This is a genomic window from Halotalea alkalilenta DSM 17697 (assembly GCF_000621205.1).
Lineage (GTDB): Bacteria > Pseudomonadota > Gammaproteobacteria > Pseudomonadales > Halomonadaceae > Halotalea > Halotalea alkalilenta.
In genome coordinates this window covers 19,807-33,852 of the sequence record NZ_KK211229.1, presented here as the reverse complement: position 1 = coordinate 33,852, position 14,046 = coordinate 19,807, and the positions used below count along the sequence as shown (strand labels likewise).

Here is a 14,046-nt window from a genome sequence, read left to right as displayed (position 1 = left end):
GATGGCACGCCGTGTTTTCCCGGTGGTGAAGAGGAGACCGCTATGTTCAAGGGGCTGACCCAGTTCTCCGTGCGGCTGGTCGAACGCTACCTGCCGGATTCCTACGTCTTCGTGCTGATTCTCTCGCTGATCGCTTTCGTCTGCGCGGTGGTCATCGAGGGGCGATCTCCGCTCACCGTGGTGCGCTACTGGGGCGACGGTTTCTGGGGGCTGCTGGGCTTCGCCATGCAGATGCTGCTGGTGCTGATCTCAGGCTTCATGCTGGCCCAGAGCCCACCGGTGAAGCGGCTGCTGAGGCGGCTTGCCGGGCTGGCCACTACGCCGGGAAGCGCGATCCTGTGGGTGAGCTTCGTCTCCTTCCTGGCCAGCTGGCTCAATTGGGGCTTCGGCCTGGTGGTCGGCGCGCTGTTCGCCAAGGAATTGGCGCGCCAGGTCCGGGTGGATTACCGGCTGCTGGTCGCCAGTGCCTATACCGGGTTCGTGGCCTGGCACGGAGGCCTGTCCGGTTCGATTCCGCTGACCATCGCCACGCCCGGCCATTTCGCCGAGGAGCAGATGGGGCTGGTTTCGACTAGCGATACGCTGTTCGCGTTCTTCAACCTTGCCTTGCTGCTGGCGATGCTGATCGTCATCCCGCTGGTCAACCGGCTGATGCTGCCCGACGCCCGGCACAGCGTCTACGTCGACCCAGCGCTGCTCAAGGACGATCCCGCGCCCAGCGACGCCAGCCATAGCCCTGCCGATCGGCTCGAGAACAGCGTCTGGTTATCGACCCTGGCCGGCTTGGCCGGCCTGGTCTACATCGGCGACCAGCTGCTCTCCGGCCGCGGGCTCAACCTGAACCTGGTGATTTTCCTGTTCCTTTCGCTGGCGATTCTTCTCCATCGCACTCCAAGACGATTGCTGGTGAGTCTCAACGAAGCGATCAAGGGAGGCGCGGGGATCGTCATCCAGTTCCCGTTCTATGCCGGGATCATGGGCATCATTTCCCATTCCGGGCTGGCCGAGACCCTGGCCCAGCTGTTCATCGGTATCTCCACCGCCGAGACCCTGCCGTTCTGGACCTTCATCAGTGCCGGGATCATCAACCTGTTCGTACCCTCCGGAGGCGGGCAGTGGGTGGTGCAGGCACCGGTGATGCTGCCGGCGGTCGAGGCGCTGGGCGCGGATCTCGCCCGGATCGCCATGGCGGTGGCCTGGGGAGACGTCTGGACCAACCTGCTGCAACCCTTCTGGGCCTTGCCGGTCCTGGCGATCGCCGGGCTGCGGGCGAAGGACATCATGGGGTTCTGCCTGGTCCAGCTGTTCGTCACCGGCGTGATCATCTCGCTCGGTCTCACTTTCCTTTGACCCATCGAGGCCCGCTGGCGATGCCGGTGAGGCGCTCTTCACACGAGAGGCAAGCCAATGGACAAGCTCTATCCCAGCGCTCGAACGGCGCTCGAAGACCTGATCGCCGATGGCCAGACGCTGGCGGTCGGGGGCTTCGGTCTGTGCGGGATTCCCGAGCAGCTGATCATGGCGCTGCGCGACAGCGGCAAGCGAGATCTCACCGTGATCAGCAATAACGCAGGCGTCGACGGCTTCGGCCTGGGCCTGCTGCTCGAAAGCCGCCAGATCCGCAAGATGGTGTCGTCCTACGTCGGCGAGAACAAGGAGTTCGAGCGTCAGTACCTCGCCGGTGAGCTCGAGCTCGAGTTCACTCCCCAGGGCACTTTGGCCGAGAAGCTGCGCGCGGCGGGTGCGGGTATCCCCGCCTTCTTCACCAAGACCGGCTACGGCACCCTGGTCGCCGAGGGCAAGGAGGTACGGGTGTTCGACGGCGAGCACTACGTGCTCGAGCGTTCGCTGCCGGCGGATCTCGCCCTGGTCAAGGCGCAGGTCGCCGATCGCGCCGGCAACCTGCGTTTCAACAAGACCGCGCGCAACTTCAATCCGCTCGCCGCGATGGCGGCGAAGGTGTGCGTCGTCGAGGTCGAGCAGGTGGTCGAGAACGGCGAACTCGAGCCCGACGATATCCACCTGCCGGGTATTTTCGTAAAGCGTCTGGTGCTCCACCCCGCACCGGAGAAACGCATCGAGAAACTGACATTGAGCGAGGAGTGAACCATGGCCTGGACGAGAGAACAGATGGCGCGCCGCGCTGCGCTGGAGCTCGAGGACGGCTTCTACGTCAACCTCGGCATCGGCTTGCCGACCCTGGTCGCCAACCACATTCCCGAGGGCATGGAGGTCTGGCTGCAGTCGGAGAACGGGCTGCTCGGCATCGGTCCGTTCCCTACCGAGGCGACCGTCGACCCGGACCTGATCAACGCCGGCAAGCAGACCGTCACCGCGCTGCCAGGCAGCAGCTACTTCGACAGTGCCCTGAGTTTCGCCATGATCCGCGGCGGCCACGTGAATCTTGCGATCCTCGGCGCAATGCAGGTCTCGCGCCGGGGAGATCTCGCCAACTGGATGATCCCCGGCAAGATGATCAAGGGCATGGGCGGGGCGATGGATCTGGTCGCGGGCGTCGAAAGGGTAGTGGTGCTGATGGAGCACGTAGCCAAGAATGGTGAGCACAAGATCCTCGACGACTGCACTCTGCCGCTGACCGGGGTCGGGGTGGTCGACACCATCATCACCGATCTAGCGGTGCTGGCCGCGGGCGAGGCGGGGCTGGAGCTGGTCGAGCTGGCGCCCGGCGTCAGCGAGGCGCAGCTGCGCGCTGCCACCGGCTGCGAAATCCTGACTTAGAGGAGCGAGAGATGAACGATGTGGTGATCGTTGCCGCGACGCGTACCCCGATCGGCGCCTTCCAGGGCGCGCTCGCCGGGGTATCGGCGATCGAGCTGGGCACTACCGTGGTCCGCTCGCTGATCGAGCGCAGCGGCATTGCGCCGGAGCAAGTCGAGGAGGTGATCCTCGGCCAGGTGCTGCGTGCGGGCGTGGGCCAGAACCCGGCCCGCCAGGTCGCGATCGGTGCGGGCCTGGCCGAGACGGTGCCGGCGCTGACCGTCGACAAGGTATGCGGCTCCGGGCTCAAGGCGATCCAACTCGCGGTCCAGGCGATCCGTCTCGGCGACGCCGAGTGCGTGATCGCGGGTGGCATGGAGAGCATGAGCCGTGCGCCCTACGTGCTGCCCAAGGCGCGCCAAGGGCTGCGGATGGGGCATGGCGAGCTGCTCGACAGCATGATCAGCGATGGACTGTGGGACGCCTTCGGCGATTACCACATGGGGATCACCGCCGAGCATCTCGCCAGCCGCTATGGCATCGGTCGCGAGGCGCAGGATACCTTCGCGCTGGAATCCCAGCGCCGTGCCCAGGCGGCGATCGAAGCCGGACGCTTCGAGGCCGAGATCACGCCGGTGGAGATCCCCCAGCGGCGCGGTGAGTCGCACTGGGTGACGCGCGATGAACAGCCGCGCGCGGACATCGACGCCCATGTCCTCGCTCGATTGCGCCCGGCGTTCGATCCCAACGGCTCGGTGACCGCCGGCAACGCCTCCTCGCTCAACGACGGCGCCGCCGCGGTGGTGCTGATGAGCGAGGCGCGCGCCCGCGCGGCTGGCCTGGCGGTGCTCGCCCGAGTGCATAGCTACGCCTCGACCGGGGTAGACCCGGCGGTGATGGGGATCGGCCCGGTGTCGGCCACCCGCCGCTGCCTGGAGAAGGCGGGCTGGACGCTCGATCAGCTCGAACTGATCGAGGCCAACGAAGCCTTCGCCGTCCAGTCGCTGGCCGTGGCCCAAGAGCTCGGCTGGGACCTCGGGCGGGTCAACGTCAACGGCGGCGCGATCGCCCTCGGCCACCCGATCGGCGCCTCCGGTGCCCGGGTGCTGGTCACCTTGCTCCATGAGATGGCGCGCCGCGGCGTTCATCGTGGCCTCGCCACCCTGTGCATCGGTGGCGGCCAGGGGATCGCGATCGCCGTGGAGCGCTGAGCTAGATCCGCGCCAGCGCGGCGATGTCCCGTCGCAGCAGTGCGGCGAAGGCGGTGAGTGCACCGCCGCTTGGGCGTGGGCGTTTCCACAGCACGCCGAGCGGTCGCGCGCAGTCTTCCACCTTACGAATCGAAACGTCATCACCAAGGTTGAACACATCGACGCTCGACGCCGGCAGCAGGGTGAAACCGAGCCCCTGGCGAACCATGGCGATCGCGCTGCTCATGTGCGAGAGCGTCCATCTCGGCACTACGGCGATGCCGGCCCGGGTCAGCGCGCGATCGGCCAGCGGCCGGACGCTGGTGATATCGTGCATGGCGACGTAGGCCAGGCCCCGAGTCTGCTCGGCCAGCGGTGCGGTGCGCGGCGGCGTGGTGGGACGACCATGGCTTGGGATGATCAACACCAGATGGTCATCGAACAGCGGCTCGAACTCGATTTTCGTTTCATCCAGCGGACGTGCGCCGAGCGCGAGGCCGACTTCTCCGGCCTCGAGCCAGTCGCTGAGGTTGCCGGCCAGCCCATCGCGCAGCTCGAGATCGATTTCGGGGTGTGCCTCGCGCATGCGTGCGATGCAGCGCGGCAGTAACGACGAAGCCAACGATGGCAAGCCGGCGATGGTGATTCTCTCTCTTCCCGACAGAGCCATCTTGCGGACCTCGCTGATCGCCAGTTCCATCTCGGCAAGGATTTGCCGGGCGTGGACCAGGAAACGTTCGCCGGCCGCGGTCAGCGTCACGCTGCGCGTATTGCGCGAAAACAGCACCAACCCGACGATCTCCTCCAATTTCCTGATCGAGGCGGAAAGCGCCGGCTGGGAGAGATGAATGCGCTCCGCCGCACGGGTGAAGCTACCGAGTTCGGCGGCGGTGACGAAGGCGAGTAGTTGTCGTTGCGCGAACATCTGTGTGCCATAACCGGTTTGGATGAGGGGATAAAATAATCCAGCTTGTCCGCTGGGGTTGACTCAACCATGGTCATACTCCTTCCGTCAGGCCATAGGAGTTCCGTCCATGTCCGCACTCGACAAGGCGTACATCGGCTACGGTGCCGGCTTCGCTGGTGACCGACCTGAAGCCGCGGTCTCTTTGGCGCGCGATCTCGCCGCGCGCCGAGGGCGGCGCTATCTGATCTTCGAACTGCTCGCCGAGCGCACCCTGGCCGAAGCACAGCTGCGTCGCCGCTCGGACCCCGAACAGGGCTATGCTTCTCGGTTGTTCCGCTTCATCGAGCCTGTGCTTGGCATTTGCCTCGCCGCTGGTATCCCGATCATCACCAACGGCGGTGCGGCCAATCCCGTTGCTGCGGCGAAGGAGCTGCGGCGGATCCTCGATGCCCGGGGGGGGCAGGAAGCTCGTATCGCCTGTGTGCTCGGCGACGATCTGCTCGACGCTTGGCATGCGGGTCTGGTTTCCGCGCGAGCGCGATTCCCGCAGTTGGACGGTGAAGTCATCTCTTGCAACGTCTACAGCGGAGCCGAGAGCGTGACCCAAGCGCTGCAAGAGGGTGCCGATGTAGTGATCTGCGGACGTACCGCCGATCCGTCGTTGGCGGTGGGCGCGCTATGCCACGCTTTTCGCTGGCACGCCGATGACTGTGCGCGGATAGCGGTTGCCACCGTTGCTGGTCACCTGCTCGAGTGCTGCACCCAGGTCAGCGGTGGGTACTTCGCGGATCCTGGGCGCAAGGACGTACCCGATCCAGCGCATCCCGGTTGTCCCATCGCCGAAGTGGATGCACAGGGAGGCTTGGTGATCACCAAGACCGCGGGCAGCGGAGGGATCGTCGATCGTCGTACGGTCAAGGAACAGCTGCTCTACGAAATGCATGATCCCCATGCTTACCTGACCCCGGACGTGGTGCTCGACATTGGCTGCGTGCGCTTGACCTCGCTCGGCCCCGACCGGGTCGGGATCGAAGGCGTGGCGGGGCGCCCTCGTCCGGCATCGCTCAAGGGCATCATCGGGATCGGTGGACGCTGGTTCGGCGAGGCGGAGATCTCCTATGCGGGCCCCGGAGCAGTGGAGAGGGCTGCGCTGGCTCGCGAGATCCTGCTCGAGCGCGCCAGCGAGCTGCAGGCCGGTCTCGTGCCGAGGATCGATCTCCTCGGCGTTGCCGGGGTGTTCAACGATGACCGTGGCGAGTGGTTGCGGCATTGCCTGGCGCGGTCTTCTACGGTCGATGATGTGCGGCTGCGCTTGGCGATCGTCGATGCTGACCGCCAGTTGATCGAATGGCTGCTCGACGAGGTCGAGGCGCTCTACACCAATGGGCCGGCGGGTGGAGGTGGGGTCAGGCGCTCGCTGGTTCCTGCGCTGCGCACTGAGTCGTTCACCCTGCCGCGCGAGGACCTGGCGATGTCATTGGCGTGGCACTGAGATAGGGAGCCGGAGATGAACGAAGCTAAATGTGAGGTACTGCTCGCAGAACTCGCCCATGCGCGAGCGGGCGACAAGGGAGACATACTCAACATAGGGGTGTTCGTGTTCGACCCGGCGGACTTCGACTGGCTGTCGCGCGAGCTCAGCGAGGAGCGCTTGCGTCGGCACTTCGCCCATCGGCGGCCAACCCGCATCGAGCGTTATCCGATGCCGACGCTGGGTGGGATCAACTTGGTCCTGCACGGCGTGCTCGAGGGAGGGGTCAATGCCAGTGCGGGACTCGATCGGCACGGAAAGACCCTCTCCTATCACCTGCTGTCGATGCGACTTCCCGCTCCACTACCAAGGTAGGAGCACCGCTCGATCGCCCGGCGAGACCCGCCACGAGCGGCCTATAAGCCATTTGGATCGGCCGATAGAATAATCCGGCTTGTCGCCCGCCCGAGGGCTGAATGATCGTCGAGCCTCCAGTCGATGACAGGACGTGCCCATGATCACTGCCCTCGGTTTTGCGATGATGTTCTCGATCATCGCACTGATTTTGCTGCGCAAGCTGAGCCCCATCGTGGCCTTTTCCACCTTACCGATCGCGGCTGCCCTGCTCGCTGGCTTCTCTCCCCAGGAGTTGGGGGAGTTCGTCGGCAGTGGCCTTTCGATGGTGACTCCCACCGCTGCGCTGTTCGTATTCGCGATCCTCTATTTCGGCATCATGCGTGAACGCGGGCTTTTCGACCCCTTGGTCGCTGCGCTGCTGCGTCGCATTCATGGTGATCCCCTGCGCCTGACCGTGATCACCGTGCTGATGACGGCACTGGTGCATCTGGATGGAATAGGCGCCGCGACCTTCCTGCTGACGATTCCCGCGCTGCTACCGATCTACCAGCGATTGCGGATCAGCCCGTTGGTGATGCTGTGCCTGATAGGGTTGAGCGCCGGGGTGATGAACATGGTGCCCTGGGGGGGCACGACGACGCGCGCCGCTGCCACTTCGGGTATCGATGCCACGGCCTTGTGGCTACCGCTGATTCCCGTACAGGGTTTCGGGCTTGGGCTTTTGATCTGCTTCGCCGTGTTCTTCGGTCTGCGCGGACGACGCGCGCTGAGTGGACTCGACGTCGCTGGCGAGCGGGCTGGGTTGACCCAGCTGCCAGAACGCGAAGAGGCGGTGTCGCCACGGCATTGGTGCTACTGGGCCAACGTCGTGCTCACCGTCCTGGTACTGGCGGCGCTATTCGCCGGACTGTTCCCGCTCTATCTCTGCTTCATGATCGGCTTGGCGCTCGCGCTACTGATCAACTATCCCGATCTCGCTGCCCAAGGCCGCCAACTCGCGCGGCACGCACCCGATGCATTGCAAATGGCGTTGGTGATGTTCGCCGCCGGCGTCTTGCTCGGTGTGATCTCCGGTTCCGCGATGTCCGACGGCATGGCAGACGCGTTGATCGCCCTGTTGCCGGATGGGTCTGCGCGCTACCTCCATTTGGTGGTGGGGATCTTCGGCGTGCCGCTGCAAATGATCTTCTCACCGGATGCCTACTTCTTCGCCTTGATGCCGCTGGTCCGTGACATCGCCAGCGCCACCGGCGTCCCTGCCGAGGCGGTGGCGCGGGCGATGCTGATCGGGGAGAACACCGGTTTCTCGATCAGTCCGGTGGTGCCCAGCGTCTACCTGGCCATCGGTCTGGCCGGCGTCGAACTGCGTCAGCACATCAAGCACACTTTCCTTTGGGCTTGGGGACTGAGCGTTGCGCTATTGATCTTCGCGGTGCTGATCGGGGTCGTGCAGTTGTGATGACCTCGCCTCGCCGGGGGGGCGCCGATAGGAAGATCGCAACGCGCTGGATCACGCCGAGCCGCCCGAAGACACGGCGGCTGGGCCGATGAAGGCGCTGATCCGTGGGTCGATTTCGCCGCTGCGGATTTTCATTGGCGGTGCGTCGAGGTGAATCTCGCCGTCTTCCATGAACAGGATGCGATCGGAGATCGACATCGCGAAGGCCATTTCGTGGGTGACGATCACCATCGTCATGCCTTCCTCGGCCAGCGCGCGGATCACTTCGAGCACCTCGCTGACCCGCTCGGGGTCGAGCGCCGAGGTGGGCTCGTCGAACAGCATGATCTTGGGCGCCATCGCTAAGGCCCGTGCGATCGCCACGCGCTGCTGCTGGCCGCCGGAGAGCTGGTGCGGGTACTTCTCGGCGTGGGCGAGCATGCCGACCTTGTCGAGCAGCGCCAGCGCCTGCTGGCGGCGCTGGGTGGCGTCCAGGCGGCCGTGGTAGCGCGGTGCCAGGGTCAGGTTGTCGACCACGCTCAGGTGGGCGAACAGGTTGAAGCTCTGGAACACCATGCCGATCTCGAGGATGCCCTGCTGGAAGCGCCCAGCGTGGCGCTCACCGGCGGTGATGAACGGCTCACCGAACAGCACCACTTCGCCGGCATCGATCGGCTCCAACCCGTTGAGCGCGCGAATCAGCGTGGTCTTGCCCGAGCCGGAGGGGCCGATCACCGAGATCACCTCGCCCGTCGCTACCTTGAGATCGATGCCCTTGAGCACCTCGTGGCTACCGTAGCGCTTGCGCACCTGATTGAGCCGCAGCGCATCCGGCTGGCCGGCGCGAGGTGTCGCGCTGCTTACCGCGGGAGGACGCGGGAGCGAGGCTCTGAGCGCGGCGAGCCGAGGTTCGTCGAGCGTCCCGGGGGTGCGGGTACCGACTTCCAAGCGTCTCTCGAGCCTTTCGAGCAGGCCGCCGAACACGGTGACGATGCCGACGTAGTAGATCGCCACCGCCGCCAGGGTCTCCATGATCATGAAGTTCTGGGTGTAGAGCCGCTGGCCGACCATCAGCAGCTCAGTGAGCGAGATCACCGAGATGATCGAGGTCAGCTTGACCACGGTGATGTACTCATTGATCAGCGTCGGCGCCGACACCCGCAGCGCCTGGGGCAGTACGATCAGCCGCTGGATGCCGAGATAGCGCAGCCCCAGCGCGTGGGCCGCCTCCCGCTGGCCCTTGGGCACCGCGAGCAGGCCGCCGCGATGGATCTCGGTCATGTAGGCGGCCTCGGTGACCACCAGGGCGACCAGGCCTGCGTAGAAGGGACTTGAAAGCACCACCCCGGTGGCTGGGAAGATCTGCGGCAGGTTGTAGACGAACACCACCAGCACCAGCAGCGGCACGCTGCGGAAGAACCAGACGTAGAGCCCGATCGGTGCGCGCAAAAGCCTGTGGCTGGACATCTTGCCGAGCGCCAGCGGCAGGCCGATCGCGAGGCCGAGCGCCCAGGAGAGCGCGCTCAGCTCGATCACGGTGAGACTTGCCCGCCAGAAGGCGGGCATCGAGAACAGCGAAACGAAATAGCCCCAATCGAACAGCATCGCGAACTCCCGGACGCGTCATGAGAAGGCGCCCGCAGAGCGGGGCGCCACGGACAGGCACACGGCGGTGGGCGTGCGCCCCGCGTCGATGCTCAGCTCCCGGTGGGCGGTTCGATGCCGTATTGCTCGAGCAAGGCCTGGTAATCGCCGCTGGCCTTGAGTTCGTCGAGGGCGGCGACGATGGCGTCATGCAGTGCTTGGTCATCCTTGCGCAGGAAGATGCCGATGGTCTGTGGATAGACCAGCTCGGTGGTGCTGACCTCCACCCGATCCCGGGTGCGCTCGGCGATCATCAGCGCGGCGCCGCGAATCTCCATCTGCGCCTGGATGTTGTTCGAGAGCATCGCCTGGGTCGCCTCGGGGGCGCTGGCGAACTCCTGGATGTTGATCGGGCCGTGGCCGTTGGGCTCGCAGTACTGCTCCGACAGCTCGCCGAGCTGGGCGACCCAGGTGGTGCCCTGCTGCAGGCCTACGCTCATGCCGCAGAGATCCTCCGGTCTGGTCGGCGGGTTCTCGGTCCCCGCGCGGACCAGGATCGCCGCACCGGTGCGGCCATAGGGGATCGCCTGGGCCTGCTCGAGCCGCTCGGGAACGATGTACATCCCCGACATCACGGTGTCGAAACGCCGCGCGCCGAGGCCCAGCACCAGCCCGGCGAAGCGGGTGTCGATGAATTCGACTTCGGTGCCGAGCTTCTGCGCCAGCAGCCGGGCGAGGTCCGGGTCGAGGCCGACCACCTCATCGCCATCGTAGGACTCGAAGGGAGGGTAGGTGATGTCCATGCCGACCTTGAGCGTGCCGGGTTCGAGCGTTGGCGCTTCGGCCTGGGCCGGCGACAGGGTCAGCGAAGCGGCCAAGCCAAGGCTCAAGGCCGCGCAAAGCTTGCGTATCTGGCGAAACGGGATTGGGGACATCTCTTCACCTTGTTGTGATTGGGTTTGGTGATGACGGCTTGGTGGTCGTTCGTGCGGTGCGGTCGAAGAACTTCAGTCGTTCATCGATTGCTGCTTGAGATGGCCGAAGCTCGATGGCTTGCGCGAGCGCTGCGGCAGGCTCAGCTCGCCTGCCTCGACCTTGCGCTTGAGGTACTGGTAGGTCTGCAGCGCCTGGGCGTACATGTGCTCACCGATCGCCATCGTCTCGTAGCGGCGCTCGCCATCGTCGAACTGCGCCAGCGGTTCGATCCGGGTGTGATAGTCGCAAGCATAGAACAATGGGAAGGAGTAGCGCTCCTGGCTCACCTTGCGCACCCGGTGGGCGGTGGCGACGAAGGCACCGTTGGTCATCACCTCGAGCATGTCGCCGATATTGACCACGAAGGCGCCTTCGATCGGCGGCACGTCGATCCAGCTCCCCTCGGCATTGAGCACCTCGAGCCCTGGGCTGTCGGCGAGCAGGATGGTGAAGCACTCGTAGTCGGTGTGCGCGCCGATCCCCGGTGCGTCCTCGGCATTGGCGTCGAACGGATAGTGGATCAGCCGCAGCTTCGACGGCGGCGCTTTCGCCATCTCGTCGAAGTAGTGCTCATCGAGGCCGAGGGCCAGGGCGAAGCCCTGGAACAGCTTGTGCCCGAGGGCGAAGACCTCGTCGTAGTAGCGGCTCGCCGCCTCGCGGAATCCGTCGAGCAGCGGCCACTCGTTGGGGCCGAGCAGCGGCGTGCCGCCGAGCACCAGTGGATGATCGGCGGGCACTTCGAAGCCGATGTCGAAGGCCTCCTTGAGATCCGGCACACCCTTGCCGTAGACCTCTTCACCGCGCGGCACGAAGCCTTTGTGGGTCTTCGAGGTACCGATGTAGTCGCGCATCTTGGTCTCGAGCGGCTGGGCGAAATACGCCTTCGCCGCCTTGCGCAGCCCCTCGATCGTGGCCTGTGCCACTGGATGGCCGACGACGTAGAGAAAGCCAATATCGCGAGCGGCGCTGCCGAGCGCCTCGGCGACCTGCAAGCGATCCTCCAGCCGGTCGCTGTAGAGCCCAGAGATATCGATCACCGGGACTCGATCGAAGGCGGTGACGGTGGATGTCGAACTCATGTGGGTGTCCTCCTGGTCGCGTGGTCAGGATGAAAAGGCGTGAGCGAAGTGCTCGCGCTCGCAGCGGGCCATGGCCGCATTGAGCTGGTCGAGATCGGCGATCGGCGCGTCGGTGAACGGCAGATGGTGGAGATAGCCGTCGGGGCCGAACTCCGGGGTCAGCGTGGTGCGGGTGAAACCGCGCGCGCGCTGGGCCTGCCATACCGCTTCCCAGTGGCGCTGGTGGAACGCGAGGAAGCGAGCGTACTCCGGCGCCAGCGGATGCGGCACTTGTGGTCCCTGGTCGTAGCCGACCCGTGCCTGGATGTGGTCGACCCGTTCGACGAAGGCGCTGAGATCGTCGAGTGGATCGTCGAGCAGCCGCTCGCAGCACACCACCCAATGGCTGATGTCGCTGGTGAAGCGCAGCCCCGGCAGCTGGCGGATGAGCTCGAGGGTCAGCCACGGCGTGGCAAGCGAGCGCGCGCGATGGGTCTCGAAGCCGAAGGCGATGGGCTGGCCGGCGAGCAGCTCGAGCGCCCGGCCGAAGAACTCCACCTGGACACCGAGCGGCCAGCGATCGTTGCCGACCAGCAGGTTGAGAAAACTTGGCGCGAGCGGTGTCGCGATCTCGATCCTGGCTTCGAGGTCAGCGAGGTGGCGCGCCGGGGTGTCCGCCTGACGGGGCACGATGTCGTCGGAGGTGAACAGCACCGCGATGTAGTCGAGCCCTTCCTCCTCGAGCAGCCTGCGTGCCTCGCGGCGCGCGTCGGGCGACGAGGGTGGGCGGGCTTCGAACCCCCCGAAACCTCCGGCGCGCAGCCCCGGCAGCGCCTGGGACCAAGCGCCCCGGTGACCCCAGAGGGATTTGAACAAGCTCAGCTGCATACAGGGCTCCCGGCGCGGCGCTGGTGATCGAATAGCGCAATAGATAGCGTCAGGAGCGGGCTGGGTTCAAAGCAAAAGATTTGGCCTGATTAGTTGAGTTTTTCTCAAATGTTCGATGTCTGTGCCGTGCTGAACCGCTTGCGGGTGCGCGCCAGCCGCGACTCGAGCCAATCGACGAATACGCGTGCGCGGGGATTGTCGAAGCTGCCCGCCCGGCCGACCAGGTAGTAGCCGTACTGGGCGCGTACCGCAGTGTCGAACAAGCGCACCAGGCGGCCACTGCTCAGGGCGTCCTCGCAGACGAAGACGTCTCCCAGCGCGATGCCGGCGCCCGAGGTCGCGGCTTCGAGCGCCATCGAGGCACTGCCGAGGCGATAGCCACGCTCGAGATGGGTAAGACGAGCGCCGGCCGCCGCGAGCCAGCGTTTCCAGTGGCCGCCCTGGTCCTCGTGCAGGAGCCATCCCCCCTCGACCTCGTCGATCCGGGTCGGCAAGGAGCGGCCGCGAAAGAAGCCGGGGCTGCACACCGGGAACATCTCGAAATGGGTCAGCAGTTGGACCTCCAACCCCTCCCACTCGCCGGCGCCATAGACGATCGCGAGCTCATACTCGTCATCGACCGCCTGCGCGCGGTCCAGATTCAGCGGCGTCAGCTCGAGGCTGATTTCACCGAACACCTTGCGCAGGTCGTGCAACTGGTGGGTCAGCCAATGGTTCGCCAGGGCCGGCGCGCAGGCGATCTTCAGCCGTCCCTCGACCGACGGCAGGCCGAGCTTGAGGGTGCTCTCGGTGAGCAGCTGGAACGCCTCGCGAACCTGGCGGGCGTAGACGATACCGCTTTGGCTCAGCTTCAGCGCACGCCGGTCACGTTCGAACAGCGCCACCCCGAGACGCTCCTCGAGCTGGCGAATCTGATGGCTGATCGCCCCCGGCGTGACGCAGAGCTCGGTGGCAGCCGCGCCGACGCTGCCCAAGCGGGCCAGCGCATCGAAGGCGCGCAGCGAATTGAGCGGAGGCAGGGCTCGACGCATCGGGACTCCTCGCAGGGAAAGACTCGATCCTGACGCTTGCGGCGGTATTTGTCAGTTATGGTCGACATGGATCCATGTCTGGCTGGCCGATGCCAAGTGCCGGCGAGGAACGAGCCGGGGCGAACCACGGCCTCATCGCCGCCGCGCGATCCCTCGACTGGCGCCCCTGATTGCCGAGTTGGGGCTCGACCTTGGCGCGTATGGTCACCGCTCGGGACGAACGGGTTGGAAGTTGGCGCGAAGGCCCAGCATCCCCGGCCGTTCTTGGAAAGCGCCCGGGGCCCCTTCGACTCGCTTCGCTGCCGAGTTGGGGCTCTATCTTGGCGAACATAGGCGCCGCTCGGCATGAACGGGGAGAAGGAGTGGCGCCGACCTGTGGCCCAACCCCATCCGTTCGTGGTGAGCCGGGCCTTCGCCGACTTGAGCCAT

General features: G+C 65.7%; 13 protein-coding genes. 7 read left to right on the top strand and 6 right to left on the bottom strand.

Features of this window, described 5'->3' with window-relative positions:
* The first annotated feature begins 42 nt into the window (after positions 1–42).
* Genes Q376_RS0114540 through Q376_RS0114525 form a run of 4 tightly spaced genes read left to right on the top strand, consistent with a single transcriptional unit; the run spans position 43 to position 3,929 of the window.
* Positions 43–1,350 carry a short-chain fatty acid transporter gene (locus Q376_RS0114540; protein WP_027350916.1) on the top strand — a complete coding sequence of 436 codons (1,308 nt, stop codon included), beginning with the start codon at positions 43–45 and terminating at the stop codon, positions 1,348–1,350.
* 57 nt (positions 1,351–1,407) lie between these two features.
* Complete coding sequence (locus tag Q376_RS0114535; protein ID WP_027350915.1) at positions 1,408–2,106, top strand: CoA transferase subunit A; 699 nt, start codon at positions 1,408–1,410, stop codon at positions 2,104–2,106.
* Between the two features lie 3 nt (positions 2,107–2,109).
* Positions 2,110–2,739 carry a 3-oxoacid CoA-transferase subunit B gene (locus Q376_RS0114530; RefSeq protein WP_027350914.1) on the top strand — a complete coding sequence of 210 codons (630 nt, stop codon included), beginning with the start codon at positions 2,110–2,112 and terminating at the stop codon, positions 2,737–2,739.
* An 11-nt stretch (positions 2,740–2,750) separates the two neighbouring features.
* Positions 2,751–3,929 (top strand): acetyl-CoA C-acetyltransferase, encoded by a 1,179-nt coding sequence (locus Q376_RS0114525; protein ID WP_027350913.1) that lies wholly within the window; start codon positions 2,751–2,753, stop codon positions 3,927–3,929.
* A 1-nt stretch (position 3,930) separates the two neighbouring features.
* Here the strand turns inward: Q376_RS0114525 and Q376_RS0114520 are convergent, their stop codons facing one another.
* Positions 3,931–4,833, bottom strand: coding sequence for a LysR family transcriptional regulator (locus Q376_RS0114520; RefSeq protein WP_043448087.1), 903 nt, complete (start codon positions 4,831–4,833; stop codon positions 3,931–3,933).
* Positions 4,834–4,942: 109 nt separating this feature from the next.
* On the opposite strand from Q376_RS0114520, the gene Q376_RS0114515 reads away from it, so the two are divergent.
* The 3 genes from Q376_RS0114515 to Q376_RS0114505 all read left to right on the top strand — a co-directional run bounded on the left by Q376_RS0114515 (position 4,943) and on the right by Q376_RS0114505 (position 8,102).
* A complete protein-coding gene (locus Q376_RS0114515; protein ID WP_027350911.1) occupies positions 4,943–6,307 on the top strand; it encodes an acyclic terpene utilization AtuA family protein in 1,365 nt (454 codons plus the stop codon).
* 15 nt (positions 6,308–6,322) lie between these two features.
* On the top strand, positions 6,323–6,661 hold the full coding sequence (locus tag Q376_RS0114510; RefSeq protein WP_027350910.1) for an AtuA-related protein: 339 nt from the start codon (positions 6,323–6,325) through the stop codon (positions 6,659–6,661).
* A 139-nt stretch (positions 6,662–6,800) separates the two neighbouring features.
* Positions 6,801–8,102 (top strand): CitMHS family transporter, encoded by a 1,302-nt coding sequence (locus Q376_RS0114505; RefSeq protein ID WP_027350909.1) that lies wholly within the window; start codon positions 6,801–6,803, stop codon positions 8,100–8,102.
* A 51-nt stretch (positions 8,103–8,153) separates the two neighbouring features.
* On the opposite strand, the gene Q376_RS0114500 is transcribed toward Q376_RS0114505, so the two are convergent.
* The 5 genes from Q376_RS0114500 to Q376_RS22845 form a co-directional block, all read right to left on the bottom strand.
* On the bottom strand, positions 8,154–9,686 hold the full coding sequence (locus tag Q376_RS0114500; RefSeq protein ID WP_027350908.1) for an amino acid ABC transporter permease/ATP-binding protein: 1,533 nt from the start codon (positions 9,684–9,686) through the stop codon (positions 8,154–8,156).
* A 92-nt stretch (positions 9,687–9,778) separates the two neighbouring features.
* Positions 9,779–10,600 carry an ABC transporter substrate-binding protein gene (locus tag Q376_RS0114495; RefSeq protein ID WP_052365333.1) on the bottom strand — a complete coding sequence of 274 codons (822 nt, stop codon included), beginning with the start codon at positions 10,598–10,600 and terminating at the stop codon, positions 9,779–9,781.
* A gap of 72 nt (positions 10,601–10,672) precedes the next feature.
* The gene (locus Q376_RS0114490; RefSeq protein ID WP_027350906.1) at positions 10,673–11,719 is read right to left on the bottom strand and encodes an isopenicillin N synthase family dioxygenase; all 1,047 of its coding nucleotides are present in this window, start codon (positions 11,717–11,719) and stop codon (positions 10,673–10,675) included.
* Between the two features lie 24 nt (positions 11,720–11,743).
* Positions 11,744–12,586: a sugar phosphate isomerase/epimerase family protein gene (locus tag Q376_RS0114485; protein WP_027350905.1), complete on the bottom strand. Its 843-nt coding sequence runs from the start codon at positions 12,584–12,586 to the stop codon at positions 11,744–11,746.
* Between the two features lie 104 nt (positions 12,587–12,690).
* On the bottom strand, positions 12,691–13,617 hold the full coding sequence (locus Q376_RS22845) for a LysR substrate-binding domain-containing protein (RefSeq protein ID WP_052365331.1): 927 nt from the start codon (positions 13,615–13,617) through the stop codon (positions 12,691–12,693).
* Positions 13,618–14,046 lie beyond the last annotated feature (429 nt).